This window comes from Sphingobacterium sp. UME9 (assembly GCF_014170215.1).
GTDB classification, from domain to species: domain Bacteria; phylum Bacteroidota; class Bacteroidia; order Sphingobacteriales; family Sphingobacteriaceae; genus Sphingobacterium; species Sphingobacterium paramultivorum.
Genome location: NZ_LZZP01000003.1, coordinates 883,871 through 899,720, shown reverse-complemented (window position 1 = coordinate 899,720; position 15,850 = coordinate 883,871). Strand labels below are relative to the sequence as shown.

Below are 15,850 nucleotides of genomic sequence, written 5' to 3'. Positions count from 1 at the left end.
TCACCGTATATGAATGTTTTTTTCCCCCTCAGCCTAATATTGGGTTTGCTCTCCCTGCAGGCATGCACCAACCATACAACAAAACAACAGCAAGATCGACCTGACTCAAAAAATGTATCAGACAGTCTAACGATATCGACTGTCGAAGACACAACATCTTCTATTTACCCAAAAGCAGATCCTTCAAAAGGTCAGATTTTCCTTGTTCGTAGTTACCGTATCTGGGAAAAGGAAGATCCAACGGCTGTCTTAAATAAAGATTGGTATGATATTTACGAAGAAAATGGCCAATACTATTTGGCAAAGGCGGATTATGTAATTAAAGATGGTTTTGATGATTGTGCTCAAGTGCCTTCTAAAAGTGTCGAATCACGAAGAAATTCTTTGTTATTCCTGAAATTTAGCGGCCTTAAGCCCGGTCTTATAGAACATGTTAAAATAAATCAGTCCGAGATTTGGCCAAAAGAATCCGTCCAGTATACTTTTAAGAACCAAAAAGTAAACCTCAAAGCACTAGGAGATATTAAATCCACTGAAGTGCAAACTGACGAAAATGGTCACGAGAAAGTATTTCATGAGGTTGCCAATTATAGACTCAACTATAGTGCAACTAATGGAAATAAAGAAAAGACACTTTTCCAGGTAGATCAATATGACCATGTGTTTATGAAGACATTATTTGTTGGAGATATTGACCGGGATGGCGCTCTCGATTTTATTTTTTCCAATCCAAAAAATTATGAGGAAGAGGCGCTATTGCTGTTGCTTTCAAATCATGGCAACCCACTGATTTTTGATGCAGAAGAACAGTTTGATTGTTAATAGAACGTGAAATGGGAAAAATAAACTATTACCTACATCGAATGCAATCCATTCATAGAGCACTGATTTCGGTCTGTATTTTTTTATTGATCTACTTCATCTCTCCCATTAAAACCATCCCCTTGCTCAATTTAATGTTATGCTGGTTTGGTTTTTGTCTTTCCTACGTTTTTATATCTTGGTATATATTCTACACCACACCTATTTCTACAATTGCTCGAAAAGCACAGCAAGAAGATGGTAGTCGTCTCTTCGTATCCCTTTTTATTATTTTAGTGACCATAGGCTGTTTTATTTCAGTATTAATGATTATTATATCAAGTAAGGATAAACAGCTGAATGATGCTTACATTATCATTATTTGTATGCTAGCCATGTTGGCCTCATGGATATTGGTTCATACCATATATACCTTTCATTACGCACGCCTATACTACGAACATAATGCAGGTGGAACTGGACTGGAGTTTCCAGGAGATGATCAGCCAGATTATTTGGATTTTGCTTATTTTTCATTTGTAATGGGCTGTACCTTTCAAGTATCTGATGTGGGAGTCTCTTCAAAAAAAATAAGAAGAGTAGCATTATTTCACGGCCTCCTCTCCTTTGCTTTAAATACGTTTGTCGTTGCATTGACTATTAACATCATTTCTGGATTAATCAATTGAGTTTTCGATCAAAAAGTCTTATTTTAGAGCAAAAATTACACACATGAAATTGTTCATCCCCTTAGCTGCGCTCAGTTTATCTATTATTCTAATCACCTCATGTGCAAAAAAAGATAACACAGGGGACGGATCTGCAGGGGCTTCCGGCAGTTTTATAGGCCGTGTTCAATATCAGGATAATTCATTGGATGTGGATCGGGATAATCGTTTGATACGTGTTTTACAAGTGAGCGGAAACACCTATAAAATTGAATTTTATACAGGCATTCCTAATATTACAGACTTTGTATTAAATAAAACAAATGATAGTACCTGGGTCTCTTCCGACACCACCGGCTTAAAAAACGTGACGATTGAGGGGAAAATGCTGACAATTAACTATCAGTCCAATAGTCAAAGCTGGAACGTTACGGATGCAGTACGTAAATAATAATCAATCTAAATTGTCATATTAACTTCATTTTCTGTTTGAAAATTATCGCTTTCTCCCTATATTTAGGTAAGCATAAAGGAAAAGAGAAATGAAAAAAATAAATAAATTAGGTGCAATTGCATCGGTGTTTGCTATCGCCCTTGCTTTGAGTGCATTTAGCTTCCAACAGGAAAAACCTAAAGAAGAACCAAAACCGACCAATCTAAAAGTTCTTCCCAAGAATATCTCCCACGATGAATTGATTTCCACCATGAAGGAATTTAATGTCGCTTTGGGCGTAAAATGTGGTTTCTGTCACGCCCCATCGAAAGAGGATCCTAAAAAAATGGATTTTGCAAGTGACGATAACCACAAAAAAGAAATTGGACGAGCGATGATTAAGATGACCCAAAAGATAAACAAAAAGTATTTTAATCGTAGCTGGGATAGCTCGCCTGCCAAAGCTATTTCCTGTAAAACCTGTCATGGCGGAAAAGAAGAACCAGAAATGGTCTTGGCAAAAAACTAATCAAACCACATATTCTTGTAACACCATAATACGCTGTATTATGGTGTTTTTTATTTCTAATACATTTTAATGGAGAAAGCTGAAAAGCAGAAGAATGAGGCCGTTAGTTTTGGAAATGAATAAGAAACCACGCAAAACTACCTTAAGCTAAGCATAAAAAGCAGTGAGTAAGTAAGTAAATAAAAAAAGCTTCTCTATTGAGAAGCTTTAGTACCCGGAGCCGGAGTCGAACCGGCACGGTTTCCCACTGGTGTTTGAGACCAGCGCGTCTACCAATTCCGCCATCCGGGCATATCCGTTTGGGATGATGCAAAAGTAAGCAAAGTTTTTATTATTCCAAATCACCATAACGCGCATTTTTAAAACTCACTGAAAATGAATGAGAAAATTTTAAAAAAACTTTTCACTGCCCTATCAATTGATTGAAAATGGCCTTTTTTACGTAATTTTAATCAGGAAACAATCAAATGATCATGGAAAAAGTAAAACTCGGAAACAGTGAAATTGAATTCAAACCTCTTGTCTTTGGTGGAAATGTATTTGGCTGGACCGTCGATGAGAAACAGTCTTTCGCCCTGTTAGATGCTTTTATCGATATGGGATTCAGTCTTATTGATACATCCAACAACTATTCACATTGGGTCCCGGGGCACAGTGGGTCCGAATCAGAAACAATTATTGGCAAATGGATCAGCAAAAGAGATATTCGCGATAAAATTCAGATTGCAACAAAAGTCGGCGGACGTCGAATAGACAATAGTAAACCTAATCTTAAAAAAGAGTATATTATTAAATCTGTGGAAGATTCACTCCTTCGGTTGAACGTAGACACAATCGATCTTTATCAATCTCATCACGATGATCTGACAACTGGAATCGATGAAACACTGGAGGCTTATCATCACCTGATCCAGACTGGAAAAATAAAATGGATCGGTGCTTCAAACCTAAGTCCAGAACGTATTTCAGAATCCCTCCAAATAGCCGAAGACCACAATTTACCATATTATATCGCTATCCAGCCTGAATATAACCTTTACGACCGTATGAAATACGAAGAGCAGTATGAACAATTGGCCGTTGATAATCATCTGGGCGTAATCAGTTACTATTCACTTGCCAGTGGCTTCCTGTCGGGCAAATACCGCTCTATTGATGACATCAAAGAGACTAAGCGTCACGATGCATTAAAAGACAGGTTTAACGCGCGCGGCCTGCGCATTTTAGATGTGTTGGCTGAGATAGCACACACACAACAAGCTAGTATGTCAGCTATTGCCTTAGCCTGGAATTTACACAGGCCCTCAGTTACGGCGCCTATTGTAAGTGCAACCAGTATCCAACAGCTCGAGGAGCTCAGCAGAGCTGTAGAAATTAAGCTGACACCGGAAGAGTGTTTTCTCTTGGACAAAGCAAGCTCTTACTAGACTAAAAACAAGGGAAAAACAATTTAACACACTGAAAATAATAGTATTAAAAACACTTCAATTGCATTACCAAATAATATTTGGCCACACAGCATACAAGAAAGTGAAATGACCTTAATTTAAGAAAACATATTAGTTAGATAACGAATATAAGTTCTTGTTTTTCAAATATAAAAAATGGCTAACAAAATAATATTCTGTTAGCCATTTTTGTTAATACCTCGTTGACTTTACTCAGGTGACTTATCTTATCTTTTCATTCAACAAAGATAGAATGGAAACAGGCACCATTGCACTGATATCTCCTCCATTAAACCATACGTCTCTAACAATGGATGAAGAAATATGAGCCTTTCCAGATCTACTCATTAAAAAATAGCTTTCAACATCATTATTGAGCAATAAATTATTTTGAGCAACAGCGTTTTCAAATTCAAAATCATTAGTATTTCGGAGCCCACGCAATATAAAACGCGCTTTAACTTGCTTACAGAAATCTACTGTAAGACCTTTATATTTATGCACCTCAAGCCTACTTACGTCCTTAAAAACACGGCTAATTGAATCTACCCGCTCGTCGTGATCTAACATTCCTTTTTTATTGGCGTTATAGCCCACGGCAATAATAATTTTATCAAATAGCGGCATTGCTCTCTCAACAAGATCTTGATGAGCTAAAGTAAAGGGATCAAAAGAGCCCGGAAAAACAGCAATTTTCATATTAGATAGTCTTAGCGTAAAAGGAAAATGATGAATACCCGTATTTTCTAGTTTCTATAAAATTTGGATGATCTTCCATCTGTCTTGTTGACGGATGCTCAACAACAAGAAGCCCATGTTCATGTAACAATTCTTGTTCAAAAATTAATTTTGGCAATTGTGGCAATTTGGGAATATCATAAGGTGGGTCTGCAAAAATAAAATCATAAGTATTCTTACAGCTGGCAATAAACTTAAATACATCGGCTTTCCTTGCTTTAATTTGCTCCAGTTTCATCTTCCCGGCCGTATCATTAATATATTGCACGCATTTGAAATGAAGATCTATTGCATCTACTGATTCCACATCCCGTGATGCGAGCTCAAAACTAATATTCCCTGTTCCTGCAAAAAGATCCAGACACTTTAAACGATCAAAATCCAGTCGATTCTGTAAAATATTAAACAGCGCTTCCTTAGCGATATCCGTGGTTGGCCTCACAGGTAAATTGGTCGGTGGGTTCAGCCTTAAACCACCTAAACGACCTCCGATTATTCGCATAGTATAGAATCAAACAATACATTATATGGAGCCAAATTTGACTCGATCTCGCTATCCGCCAATACGACTTTTGTCTTCAAATCCAATATTTCGATATCACCCGCATAAGTAGAGATACGTTTATAATAGGATTCATTTGGAATTTCTCCTGAAAGGAGCACTTTATTGATGGAGTCCCCTAGATTGAATTGTGTTAAAATATTAAGCACATAGTAGCTGATATCATCTAGATTATGAATTTCAAAACTATTATAAAGCTGGAAAACACCATTTTTAAACAGATAAAAATCAACTGTATTGTCAGCTACAAAATGAAACCCCAACACACTCCCCCTAATGGATACACGCTCCTGTGCACGGTCAAGTACAACCGCAAATTCTGGAAGTATAACAGCATCAGGAAACAACCGCTTCCATCTATTCAATAAAAGTCCATCAAACTGATATACAGCAACTAAATTAAGATTATCTAAAGAATAGCTAAATGTATTTTCAAGATCAGTTGTACCTAAAAACTGTAGGTAATCGCTGATGTTTTCGCTCAGAAAAAATTCTTTTGGAATAAACGTAAAAGTTTGATGTGGTATCACAACGCGGACAAACCGAAACGGAAGGCTCATAATTCGTGTGGCATCCAAAATTGGCTCCTCAGACGGATACTCGATCAAAATCGGTACGATCGACTTTTTATCAACCACCGCCAAGACATCCTTCTGAAAGCCAGCCTTGACCAAAAGATTGTATTCCGGTAAATAATGAATATTAAATTGTTTTGAAATATAATTCATTCGCTGAATTGTAAAAATTAAAACTTCTTAGAGCAAAAATAGCTTTTTCTAGAGGATAAGACAAACCTTTTAAATAACTTTGAGGGTGTTCATCAAAAATCTGTTAATACAGCAATTCCCTTGGCAAGCCACCGAACAGCAGTTGGAGGCTTTCGAATTATTGCAAGAATTTCTACTCGCTTTTGACAAGCAATCCTGCTTTGTACTTAAAGGATACGCGGGTACGGGAAAAACAACGTTAATTTCTGCGCTAGTTAAAGTGCTACCTGCATTGCGAAAAAAAGCTGTTCTGCTCGCGCCAACAGGAAGGGCTGCAAAAGTGATCACCTATTATTCGGGACGCAAGGCACTGACGATCCACAAGAAAATATACCGTAAAAAATCTGCTGTTTCATTCCAACTGGATTTCACCTTGGCGGAGAACCTGCATGAAGACACTTTATTTATCATCGATGAAGCCTCAATGATCTCCAATGCGTCTGTGAATGCATTTTCGGCAAGCCTTTTGGACGACTTGATCCGTTATGTGCAATCAGGGAAGAACTGTACCCTATTATTTGTTGGAGATACGGCTCAATTACCTCCAGTGGGACTCTTGGATAGTCCTGCCTTAAACCCAAGCTATCTCGAAAGTGAATTCCATCTTTGCGTTTATCCTTTTGAGCTAACCACGGTTGTCCGCCAATCCAAAGACTCCGGTATATTGTATAATGCAACCAAAATACGCGAAGAAATAACCTCGGCAGAGGAAGATCAAAATGACTTCCTCTTTCCAAAATTCATAACAAATGGATTTAAAGACCTTTACAGGATGACAGGTGAACGGTTAATCGAGGGAATAAACTATGCATATGACAAATATGGGCTCGAAAATACAATGATTATCTGCCGTTCTAATCGATCAGCAAATTTATACAATCAGAATATAAGGAACAGGATTTTGTTCCGGGACGAGGAGCTCACTGGCGGAGATTATATTATGGTTGTAAAAAACAACTACTTCTGGCTGCAGGAAAACAACATGGGCGATGGATTTATTGCAAATGGCGATATGGCGAAAGTCCGAAAAGTAAGTAATATTCACGATCAGCATGGATTTCGATTTGCAGATGTCACACTTGAATTTGTAGACATTGACGAAATAGAACCCATCACCTGCCGCGTTATCCTAGACAGCCTTTATACAGACAGTCCCAATCTGCCCTATGAAACCCAAAAAGCACTCTACGAAGAGATTGCCTTGGATTATGCCGACATCATGGATAAGAAGGACAGGCTCGAAGCAATTAAAAAAGATCCTTATTATAATGCGCTTCAGATTAAATTTGCATTTGCAATTACCTGCCATAAAGCACAAGGCGGCCAGTGGCCAATCGTATTTGTCGACCAGGGTTATATAAACGATGACATGTTGGATCTTGAATTTTTAAGATGGCTATACACTGGGGTCACCCGGGCAACAAAGGAACTTTTTCTGGTCAATTTCAATGAAAACTTCTATCCATCATAGGATTATTACACGAATCATTCGCAAAAGAACCTAATAATAGATATTTTTACTTTCGGAACCATTATTATACAATTATCTATATTATTAATGCATAAGTACTACTTAATCTTAGCGGCGAGCTTATTGCCCTATGTTAGCACTGCACAACAGGCGAAGGAAGCGCCTATAAAGCCCAATTATCAGTTGGCTGCAAAATTCTCCCCTGAAAAATTAAAGAAAATGATTTTTTCGACTAGCATTAAACCAAATTGGATCAATTTTTCCGATCGCTTTTGGTATGATTACGCAAGTCCACAGGGAAGAAACTGGTACATTGTAAACCCTGCGCTGAAAAAGAAAGAACTTCTTTTCAATAATGAAAACATCGCCGCTCAGATTACTAAAATCGTTAAAAATCCTGTAGATGCCCAGCATCTGGAATTACAGGGGCTTCGATTTACCAAAGATGAGAAAAAATTAAGGTTTCAGGTTCAGAGTACCAAAGATACGGTGAAATCCAAAGATGAAATACAAAAGCTCAAGAATAAGTCCGATACGACCAAAAAGAAACTATTTTATCTGGAATATGACTTAGCAGCACAATCTGTCGTTGAAATCAGTGACTCAACAAAAGTAAAATCACCATTGGGCTGGGCGACATTCTCCCCTGACACCAATACGGTCTATTTTGCGAAAGATTACAATTTGTATTGGATGGATAAATCCAACTATCTTAAAGCGGTAAAGAATGAAAAAGACAGCACCATTGTAGAGCACCAGATAACAAAAGACGGTGTACAGTATTATGCTTGGGGCGGTGATGAATACAGCACAACTACAGGTGAGGAAAAAGACAAAGACAATGACCCAAAACGTAAACGAGTATGGATCAACTGGTCGCCGGATGGACGTTACTTTACCTTGACCAGAAAGGACAACCGTTCTCTAAAACCCTTATGGGTAATCAATAATGTTGGCTCAGCCAGGCCGACACTTGAAACCTATAAATACCAAATGCCGGGCGAAGTCGATTCGACGGAAACTGAACTTTATATCTTCGATGCAGCAGCAAAATCTCCACGCCGCATCAATATATCCGCGTTTAAAAATCAGACCATCTCTACCTGGACAAAAACTCCGGATAAAAATTCTTATAAGGAGGATTATTTTATCAACTACTGGTTAGGCAATAACGAAGAGTTTTACATTTCACGCGCTAGCCGTGACCTCAAACGGATTGATCTCCTAAAAGTCAATATAAATGGTACGGTAAACAATATTATCCAGGAGCGTTCCAATGTATATTTGGATGTTCAAAAACCATTCCTTATCGAAAACAAAAAGCAATTAGTCCATTGGTCAGAAAGAGATGGCTGGGGCCACTACTACCTTTACGACACGAATGGAAAATTGATTAATCAAATTACAAAAGGTGCCTTTCATACAGAGGAAATTACCGGTTTAGATCCTGCTTCAGGAACACTATACTTTACAGCATCGGGTCGTGAGAAAAACGAAGACCCCTATTATCTACATCAGTACAGTGTAAATACAAATGGCTCCGGAATTAAATTATTAAACTCAGGAAACTTTGATCACCAAGTGGAAATGAGCGAATCTTCCCGATACTTTGTCAATAATTCCTCTAGAGTAAACACGACTCCTGAATCTGTCTTATACAATAGCAATGGACAGAAAGTAATGACACTGGAAAAGACAGATCTATCCTTACTATTTGCTGCGGGGTACAAATTCCCGGAACCTTTTAAAGTAAAAGCTGGAGATGGCACCACGGATCTTTATGGGGTCATGTATAAACCATTTGACTTTGACAGTACCAGAACTTACCCCATTGTGGAATATGTATATCCCGGACCCCAAACCGAGGCTGTAAATAAATCCTTTGGAAGAAGCATGGACAGAATCGACAGGCTAGCTCAGTTTGGCTTTATCGTCATCACAGTCGGCAACCGTGGCGGACATCCTTCACGTTCACAATGGTATCATACCTATGGCTATGGCAATCTGCGTGACTATGGTTTGGAAGATAAAAAAGTCGCTGCAGAACAGCTTGCAGATCGTTATAAATACATCGACATTAACCGCGTTGGTATAACTGGCCACTCTGGAGGTGGATTTATGTCTACAGCCGCAATGCTTGTTTACCCTGATTTCTTTAAAGTTGCGGTATCTGGTGCTGGAAACCATGAAAATCAGATTTACAACCGTTGGTGGAGTGAGCGCCATCATGGGGTAACAGAAAAAGTATCCGCTAAAGGCGATACAACATTCTCCTACCAAATCAATAAAAATACGGAGCTCGCAAAAAACCTAAAAGGTAGACTACTTATCGCTACCGGCGATATTGACAATAATGTACACCCGGCAAATTCCATTCGAATGGTAGACGCATTGATAAAGGCTAACAAAAGATTTGATTTCCTGCTATTACCTGGACAAAGACATGGCTTTGGCGATATGACTGAGTATTTCTTTTGGAAAATGGGCGATTACTTTAGCCAATATCTGTTGGGTGATTCCAAGATGAACGAAGTTGACATGACTGAAATGAATCGAGAAAAACCACAAAAATAACGGTTACATGACCTACGATGAAAAATTAGCATTTTTATCCGTTACCTTGAGATCTTTCGAGGTAACGGATTTTTCTTTGGATATTCTTCAAGGAATAACCCTGGCCGATCTGCTGAACATCTCCTTAGAGAAGGACAAAAAGATTGCCTTTCGCGCCGCCTGGGTATTTGAAACCATCGTTTTAAGGAATACAACGTTGCTAAAATCTGTTCTCCCACAGTTCTTGGACAAGTTAAAAAAACAAAAGAACTGGAGCTGCCTTAGAAGCTACACTAAAATTCTGCTATTTTTGACGTCGAAAAAAAACAAAGAATATACGCTTCAAAATGAGATAGAAGAAGAAATTATCGAGCATTCCTTCCAATGGATGATTGAACCTACATGTCCTGTCGCTGTACTGGTCAACTGCCTGGACATATTAAATAACTTGCGAAAGAAGCACCCTTGGGTATATGAGGAATTGCAGGCCCAGATAAGCTATTTTCAACGGACAAAACCTAGTCCAGCTTTATTGAGCCGGACTAATAAAATTATTCAGCAGAAAAATTAAAATATACTTTTCACTCGCGCTTAAAACAGTGTATTTCCTTTCGAGAGGTTGACACGGCCCAAATGCTTATAAGCAGCCTCGGTACATTCGCGTCCCCTTGACGTCCGCATAATATATCCTTCTTGAATCAGAAAGGGTTCATAGACTTCCTCAATCGTACCTTCATCCTCCCCAACTGCTGTGGCTATGGTTTTTAATCCTACAGGACCACCTTTGAATTTGTCGATAATGGTCGTTAAGATTTTATTGTCCATCTCGTCTAAACCATTTTCATCCACATTAAGCGCATGCAAAGCATACTTCGCTATTTCTTTATCGATGCTCCCATTGCCCTTTATCTGTGCAAAATCCCGTGTACGACGCAGTAAAGCATTGGCTATCCGGGGCGTCCCTCTGCTCCTTCGTGCAATCTCATAGGCGCCTTCATCAGAAATCGGTGTGTTTAAGATATGAGCCGAGCGCAGCACAATAGTTGTCAGCAGTTTTGCATCATAATATTGTAAGCGTGAATTAATTCCAAAACGTGCACGCAAGGGGGCTGTCAAAAGACCTGAGCGGGTTGTTGCCCCTATCAAGGTAAACGGATTCAGGGAAATCTGAACAGACCGTGCGTTTGGTCCCGTTTCCAGCATAATGTCAATTTTGAAATCTTCCATTGCCGAATAGAGATATTCCTCTACTAAAGGGCTTAAACGGTGGATCTCATCGATAAACAAGACATCTCCTTCTTCGAGATTTGTCAATAATCCTGCTAAATCACCTGGTTTATCCAATACAGGTCCCGAAGTAATTTTGATACCAACCCCCATCTCATTAGCAATAATATGGGATAAGGTCGTCTTTCCTAAGCCTGGGGGGCCATGCAGCAAAACGTGATCCAGCGCCTCTCCTCTCAGTCTAGCTGCCTTCACAAAAATATTGAGGTTTTCTAATATTTTAGCCTGTCCCGTAAAATCTTCAAAAGCCTGAGGCCGTAAGGCCCGTTCAATATCACGATCTGTATTGCTCAGACGTTCTGGATTTGGATCTAAATTCTCGTTCATTGTGGCAATATTTAATTTCTCTTGTAGCGCTTTCCGATACTTCCTAATTTCAATTGGATAACTCCAAAAAAAGCTTCCTTAAAGATACTTGTGCTCATCTTTGATGTACCTTCGGTCCGGTCTGTGAATATAATGGGTACTTCAACCACATTAAAGCCATATTTTATGGCAGTGAATTTCATCTCAATCTGAAAAGCATAGCCTACAAACTTAATCTTTTCGAGTGGGATTGTCTTGAGGACTTCCCTGGAGAAACAAACAAATCCCGCAGTAGCATCCTGGATATTTATTCCAGTTATAAAACGAACATATACCGAAGCGAAATAGGACATCAGCACACGGCTCATCGGCCAATTGACAACATTCACGCCCTTGATATAACGCGAACCTATGCTCATGTCTGCGCCGTCCACACAAGCCTGCCGTAAGCGAAGCAGATCCTCTGGATTGTGGCTGAAATCAGCATCCATTTCGAAAATATATTGGTAATGTTCGCGGGATAGTGCCCATTTAAATCCATGGATATATGCCGTTCCTAAACCCAGCTTCCCGGTTCGCTCTTCGATAAACAAACGGCCTGTAAATTCATTAACCTGTAAATTCTTGATGATTGTAGCCGTCCCATCGGGAGAACCATCATCTACAATTAAAATATCAAATGCGTGTGATAAGGAAAAAACTTTGCGAATGATTTTTTCAATATTTTCCTTTTCATTATATGTTGGAATGATAACTAAACTATCCGTCACTTTTTTATATTTAAGACCAGTAAAGGTAATCATTTACGTTAAATTCTAATACAGGAATTCGATGAAATCTACAGGATAATCCACAATACTCGGGAGAAAAGACAGTAAACCCTTCAAGCTCAAACCAACACACCGGCATCATAAATAAGCGGCATCAATAAGTTACTCCCTATAAAAAAGAGAAGCCCGCTACTTTGGGAGTAACGAGCTTTCATTAACCAATTATAAACTTAAATTATGAGACTGCAAATATGGTGAAAATTGCTTTCATTTACAAATTTATTTGCGTTTTCATGCAACATTTTCAATACAATCTCTATTTTATTTTGCTAAATCGTTTATAAAACATGCATACTACCGCAATCTAACGATCCACCTCCCCCAAAACGATATCAATCGACCCAAGGATCGCTATCAAATCAGCGATCAGCACCCCTTTTCCGAGTTCTGAAATCACCGAAAGGTTATTAAAACTTGGCCCCCTTGATTTTACACGTAATGGAATATCTGATTTATCTTTTGTGACAAAGTAGAACCCTAATTCTCCTTTCGGATTTTCAGCACGGACGTAGTAGTCCTGCGCTTTCAAATTCACTTTCTTCGGAACCAAAGCTCGCGGATCAAATTCGGCTGTGCGTATAAAGTCTTTCTGTAATCGCTCAAGGCATTGCTCAACAATGCGAACAGATTCCTTGACCTCATCTACTCTAACTTTATAACGATCCCAGCAATCACCAAGTGTCCCCATTTCACCTTTTCCCACAGGTATCTCAAAATCAATTTCTGGGTAAACAGAATAGCCATCTATTCTTCTCAAATCCCATTTTATCCCCGAAGCACGCAGCATAGGCCCCGATACACCATAATTTATGGCAACATCAGCAGGAAGTACACCTATTTTAGCTGTACGGGAAATAAATATTTGATTCTGTGTCAATATCTCATCAAGTTCGACCAATTTAGGCTTGAAATAGGCAATAAATTCCGTACAACGCTCTTCAAAGCCAACGGGTAAATCATAAAATAAACCTCCTACCCAGATATAGTTGTACAACATCCGGGAACCTGAGGCCCATTCCAACATATTCATGATATGTTCACGATCCCTAAAACACCACAGAAATGGCGTTGTTGCGCCGATATCAATACCATATGTACCAATAGCTATAAGATGGGATGCTATCCGGTTGAGCTCACAGACCAAAACCCGAATGTACTCTATTCTCTTAGGTATTTTACTGTCGAGTCCAAGCATACGTTCAACCCCCATTACGAAAGCATGGCTATTGTTCATCGAGGCCAGATAGTCCAGGCGATCAGTAAATGGAATTGTTTTTGCATAATTCAACGATTCAGCATGCTTATCAAAACAACGATGCAGATAACCCAAGTGTGGAACAACCTCTTTCACGATCTCTCCGTCTGTAATCAGTTGTAACCGAAGTACACCATGCGTCGAAGGATGCTGAGGTCCCATATTCAACACCATTTCCTGGCTTGAGATCTCTGTGAGGTGTTTTTCATAGCGCATTAATGCCTCTTTATATTTTGGATTCGCCATTTTTATCAATTAATATGAATGCCATGATATTTTTCTGCTTCCTCATAATCCTTCCGTAAAGGATAGCCTTCCCAATCGTCAGGCAGCAAAATCCTTCTCAGGTCCGGATGTCCCTCAAAATATATCCCCATAAGGTCAAATGCTTCGCGCTCATGCCAGTCTGCAGTGCGCCACACCGAAGTAAGCGAAGGAATCTCAGGTAGTTCATTCAGCGAACGATTACCAGCCAACTCAACTTTTAAGACCAAACCGTGTTGATAAGGCAAGGAATTTAGATGGTAAACAATGGCAAAATGCGTTTGATAATCCACTGCAGTTAGGTTGCTTAAAAAATCAAAGTACAAGCCTTCTGTATCCCTCAGAAATAAACAAACGGCGACAAGATCTGCTTTATCAATAAAAAGTGCTGGCTGCAGCCCATTCCGATCTTCTTTAAGAATAATTTGAGTTCCAAATTTGGAAGCAAGCATCGATTTAATTTCGTCAAATGTCATATTTATGGAGCTATGCGTGTAATCTTCCAGGAATCTGACACTTTTTTATAGACCATACGATCATGTAGCCGACTTGCACGCCCTTGCCAAAACTCGAAATAAATCGGTTTCAATAGATAGCCACCCCAATGTGGTGGTCTCGGTACAGAATCGTTTCCAATATATTGGTTCTCGAGTTCCTCTACCCTGTTTTCCAAAAAACTGCGGTTAGGGATTTCGTGACTCTGCGGGGATGCTAACGCACCGATACGGCTTGCTTTTGGCCGCGATTGAAAATATTCATCCGAATCGGTCTCACTCACAAAATCAATAACACCTTCGATCCGGACCTGTCTTTGTAATTCAGGCCAAAAAAACAACAAGGCAACATGCGGATTAGCTTTCATGTCTTCCCCTTTACGGCTTTCATAGTTTGTAAAAAAGACCAGTCCTTCTGCTATGATGTCCTTCAATAAAACAACTCGCGAGGACGGCAATTGATGGGAAGACACCGTTGAAAGTACCATGGCATTGGGCTCGATTACCTCGCTGTGAATAGCCTCGTCAAACCATTTTTTAAACTGGTGGACTGGATCATGATCCACATCCGATTCAGATAGGCTACCTAATACGTAATCCTGTCTGATTGCTGCAATATCTTTATGTTGAATGGACATAGAAACCTGTTTTTATATCCTACAAACTTACTAAAATCATTGCTTTTTCTCTATAAAGTTAGTAGAAATTGACAAAACCCTAATTTTGGCACAAATCTCGCATAGATTAAATAAAAAAGATTAAATTCAATAAATAATTAAAATTCGCGCTATATGTTTACCGAACTAGACCCACAAAAAGGAAGTTTATTGATTTCCGAGCCTTTTATGCTAGACCCCAGATTCCTCAGATCTGTGATATTGTTATGTGAGTACAATACGGAAGGTTCACTCGGATTTGTTCTAAATAATCAAACCAATGTTCGCATAGGCCAATTATTGGAATCTATACCGGATTGCAATTTCCCGATCTACGTCGGCGGCCCTGTTGCTCAGGAAAGCCTTTTTTTTGTCCATAGCCGTTTTGATTTACTGTTGAGCGGCGAAGAAGTGGCTCCTGGAATCTATTTTGGAGGCGATGAAGAGAAGCTTATCGAAGCCATACAAACGGATAGCATAAAACCTGACGAATTAAAATTCTTTATCGGATATTCTGGATGGTCTGCCGGTCAATTAGACGGCGAAATAAAAGAAAATAGCTGGGCTGTACAAAACAAATACCACCATCAGCTCATTTTTGAAGGTAACGGTGAATTGTTGTGGAAGGATGCCATTATTGGACTTGGCCCCAAATATGCACATGTAGCCAATTTCCCACAGAGCCCAGGCCTAAATTAATATTAGGGACTTGCGCTCGCTGGCAGTTTACTTGAAGAGCCCGTAAATTCAACGAATGTGCCTATGACAAAATAGGCTGTTTACTGCCA

The 15,850-nt window shown here is 39.2% G+C and carries 17 protein-coding genes and 1 tRNA gene; 9 read left to right on the top strand and 9 right to left on the bottom strand.

Annotation, left to right across the window (positions count from 1 at the left end; all coding sequences use genetic code 11):
• Nucleotides 1-9: 9 nt before the first annotated feature.
• The 4 genes from A9970_RS05295 (at nucleotide 10) to A9970_RS05280 (ending at nucleotide 2,431) form a co-directional block, all read left to right on the top strand.
• Nucleotides 10-822: a hypothetical protein gene (locus A9970_RS05295; RefSeq protein ID WP_182981573.1), complete on the top strand. Its 813-nt coding sequence runs from the start codon at nucleotides 10-12 to the stop codon at nucleotides 820-822.
• An 11-nt stretch (nucleotides 823-833) separates the two neighbouring features.
• Nucleotides 834-1,490, top strand: a complete 657-nt coding sequence (locus tag A9970_RS05290) for a DUF1345 domain-containing protein (protein WP_153848503.1) — start codon at nucleotides 834-836, stop codon at nucleotides 1,488-1,490.
• A 43-nt stretch (nucleotides 1,491-1,533) separates the two neighbouring features.
• Nucleotides 1,534-1,920 carry a hypothetical protein gene (locus A9970_RS05285; RefSeq protein ID WP_088161542.1) on the top strand — a complete coding sequence of 129 codons (387 nt, stop codon included), beginning with the start codon at nucleotides 1,534-1,536 and terminating at the stop codon, nucleotides 1,918-1,920.
• 91 nt (nucleotides 1,921-2,011) lie between these two features.
• Nucleotides 2,012-2,431, top strand: coding sequence for a c-type cytochrome (locus A9970_RS05280; protein WP_075992600.1), 420 nt, complete (start codon nucleotides 2,012-2,014; stop codon nucleotides 2,429-2,431).
• Between the two features lie 211 nt (nucleotides 2,432-2,642).
• On the opposite strand, the gene A9970_RS05275 is transcribed toward A9970_RS05280, so the two are convergent.
• A tRNA-Leu gene (locus tag A9970_RS05275) sits at nucleotides 2,643-2,722 on the bottom strand.
• A 182-nt stretch (nucleotides 2,723-2,904) separates the two neighbouring features.
• Here A9970_RS05275 and A9970_RS05270 point away from each other — a divergent pair.
• Nucleotides 2,905-3,858 (top strand): aldo/keto reductase, encoded by a 954-nt coding sequence (locus A9970_RS05270; protein WP_182981572.1) that lies wholly within the window; start codon nucleotides 2,905-2,907, stop codon nucleotides 3,856-3,858.
• A 243-nt stretch (nucleotides 3,859-4,101) separates the two neighbouring features.
• Here A9970_RS05270 and coaD read toward each other — a convergent pair whose 3' ends face one another.
• From coaD to A9970_RS05255, 3 genes are read right to left on the bottom strand one after another with little or no spacing between them, the layout of a single operon-like run.
• Nucleotides 4,102-4,578, bottom strand: coding sequence for a pantetheine-phosphate adenylyltransferase (coaD, locus tag A9970_RS05265; protein WP_182981571.1), 477 nt, complete (start codon nucleotides 4,576-4,578; stop codon nucleotides 4,102-4,104).
• 1 nt (nucleotide 4,579) lies between these two features.
• A complete protein-coding gene (gene rsmD, locus A9970_RS05260) occupies nucleotides 4,580-5,119 on the bottom strand; it encodes a 16S rRNA (guanine(966)-N(2))-methyltransferase RsmD (RefSeq protein WP_153848506.1) in 540 nt (179 codons plus the stop codon).
• Complete coding sequence (locus tag A9970_RS05255) at nucleotides 5,110-5,907, bottom strand: DUF3822 family protein (protein ID WP_182981570.1); 798 nt, start codon at nucleotides 5,905-5,907, stop codon at nucleotides 5,110-5,112. The genes rsmD and A9970_RS05255 overlap by 10 nt, the downstream gene beginning before the upstream one ends.
• 85 nt (nucleotides 5,908-5,992) lie before the next feature.
• Here A9970_RS05255 and A9970_RS05250 point away from each other — a divergent pair, with 85 nt between their 5' ends.
• The 3 genes from A9970_RS05250 (at nucleotide 5,993) to A9970_RS05240 (ending at nucleotide 10,541) form a co-directional block, all read left to right on the top strand.
• Nucleotides 5,993-7,417 carry an ATP-dependent RecD-like DNA helicase gene (locus A9970_RS05250; RefSeq protein ID WP_182981569.1) on the top strand — a complete coding sequence of 475 codons (1,425 nt, stop codon included), beginning with the start codon at nucleotides 5,993-5,995 and terminating at the stop codon, nucleotides 7,415-7,417.
• Nucleotides 7,418-7,504: 87 nt separating this feature from the next.
• A complete protein-coding gene (locus tag A9970_RS05245) occupies nucleotides 7,505-9,991 on the top strand; it encodes a DPP IV N-terminal domain-containing protein (protein WP_182981568.1) in 2,487 nt (828 codons plus the stop codon).
• Between the two features lie 7 nt (nucleotides 9,992-9,998).
• On the top strand, nucleotides 9,999-10,541 hold the full coding sequence (locus A9970_RS05240; RefSeq protein ID WP_182981567.1) for a hypothetical protein: 543 nt from the start codon (nucleotides 9,999-10,001) through the stop codon (nucleotides 10,539-10,541).
• A 20-nt stretch (nucleotides 10,542-10,561) separates the two neighbouring features.
• On the opposite strand, the gene ruvB is transcribed toward A9970_RS05240, so the two are convergent.
• The 5 genes from ruvB to pdxH all read right to left on the bottom strand — a co-directional run bounded on the left by ruvB (nucleotide 10,562) and on the right by pdxH (nucleotide 15,044).
• Nucleotides 10,562-11,584, bottom strand: coding sequence for a Holliday junction branch migration DNA helicase RuvB (gene ruvB, locus A9970_RS05235; RefSeq protein ID WP_153848511.1), 1,023 nt, complete (start codon nucleotides 11,582-11,584; stop codon nucleotides 10,562-10,564).
• Nucleotides 11,585-11,595: 11 nt separating this feature from the next.
• The gene (locus A9970_RS05230; RefSeq protein ID WP_153848523.1) at nucleotides 11,596-12,333 is read right to left on the bottom strand and encodes a polyprenol monophosphomannose synthase; all 738 of its coding nucleotides are present in this window, start codon (nucleotides 12,331-12,333) and stop codon (nucleotides 11,596-11,598) included.
• Between the two features lie 364 nt (nucleotides 12,334-12,697).
• Nucleotides 12,698-13,864, bottom strand: coding sequence for an NADH-quinone oxidoreductase subunit D (locus A9970_RS05225; RefSeq protein WP_153848524.1), 1,167 nt, complete (start codon nucleotides 13,862-13,864; stop codon nucleotides 12,698-12,700).
• A 35-nt stretch (nucleotides 13,865-13,899) separates the two neighbouring features.
• Entirely contained in the window at nucleotides 13,900-14,388 is a 489-nt protein-coding gene (locus A9970_RS05220) for an NADH-quinone oxidoreductase subunit C (protein ID WP_182981566.1), read from the bottom strand.
• 2 nt (nucleotides 14,389-14,390) lie between these two features.
• Nucleotides 14,391-15,044 carry a pyridoxamine 5'-phosphate oxidase gene (pdxH, locus tag A9970_RS05215; protein WP_153848513.1) on the bottom strand — a complete coding sequence of 218 codons (654 nt, stop codon included), beginning with the start codon at nucleotides 15,042-15,044 and terminating at the stop codon, nucleotides 14,391-14,393.
• 153 nt (nucleotides 15,045-15,197) lie between these two features.
• Between pdxH and A9970_RS05210 the strand changes: the two genes are divergently transcribed.
• Entirely contained in the window at nucleotides 15,198-15,761 is a 564-nt protein-coding gene (locus A9970_RS05210) for a YqgE/AlgH family protein (RefSeq protein WP_075992590.1), read from the top strand.
• The last annotated feature ends 89 nt before the right edge of the window (nucleotides 15,762-15,850 follow it).

What these genes read in the sequence shown, in the direction of transcription:
- A9970_RS05280 (WP_075992600.1), top strand. Translation starts at nt 2,012, where the DNA reads ATGAAAAAAATAAATAAATTAGGTGCAATTGCATCGGTGTTTGCTATC.
- A9970_RS05270 (WP_182981572.1), top strand. Translation starts at nt 2,905, where the DNA reads ATGGAAAAAGTAAAACTCGGAAACAGTGAAATTGAATTCAAACCTCTT.
- A9970_RS05240 (WP_182981567.1), top strand. Translation starts at nt 9,999, where the DNA reads ATGACCTACGATGAAAAATTAGCATTTTTATCCGTTACCTTGAGATCT.
- ruvB (WP_153848511.1), bottom strand. Translation starts at nt 11,584, where the DNA reads ATGAACGAGAATTTAGATCCAAATCCAGAACGTCTGAGCAATACAGAT.
- A9970_RS05225 (WP_153848524.1), bottom strand. Translation starts at nt 13,864, where the DNA reads ATGCGCTATGAAAAACACCTCACAGAGATCTCAAGCCAGGAAATGGTG.
- A9970_RS05295 (WP_182981573.1), top strand. Translation starts at nt 10, where the DNA reads ATGAATGTTTTTTTCCCCCTCAGCCTAATATTGGGTTTGCTCTCCCTG.
- rsmD (WP_153848506.1), bottom strand. Translation starts at nt 5,119, where the DNA reads ATGCGAATAATCGGAGGTCGTTTAGGTGGTTTAAGGCTGAACCCACCG.
- A9970_RS05220 (WP_182981566.1), bottom strand. Translation starts at nt 14,388, where the DNA reads ATGACATTTGACGAAATTAAATCGATGCTTGCTTCCAAATTTGGAACT.
- A9970_RS05255 (WP_182981570.1), bottom strand. Translation starts at nt 5,907, where the DNA reads ATGAATTATATTTCAAAACAATTTAATATTCATTATTTACCGGAATAC.
- A9970_RS05285 (WP_088161542.1), top strand. Translation starts at nt 1,534, where the DNA reads ATGAAATTGTTCATCCCCTTAGCTGCGCTCAGTTTATCTATTATTCTA.
- coaD (WP_182981571.1), bottom strand. Translation starts at nt 4,578, where the DNA reads ATGAAAATTGCTGTTTTTCCGGGCTCTTTTGATCCCTTTACTTTAGCT.
- pdxH (WP_153848513.1), bottom strand. Translation starts at nt 15,044, where the DNA reads ATGTCCATTCAACATAAAGATATTGCAGCAATCAGACAGGATTACGTA.
- A9970_RS05210 (WP_075992590.1), top strand. Translation starts at nt 15,198, where the DNA reads ATGTTTACCGAACTAGACCCACAAAAAGGAAGTTTATTGATTTCCGAG.
- A9970_RS05245 (WP_182981568.1), top strand. Translation starts at nt 7,505, where the DNA reads ATGCATAAGTACTACTTAATCTTAGCGGCGAGCTTATTGCCCTATGTT.
- A9970_RS05290 (WP_153848503.1), top strand. Translation starts at nt 834, where the DNA reads ATGGGAAAAATAAACTATTACCTACATCGAATGCAATCCATTCATAGA.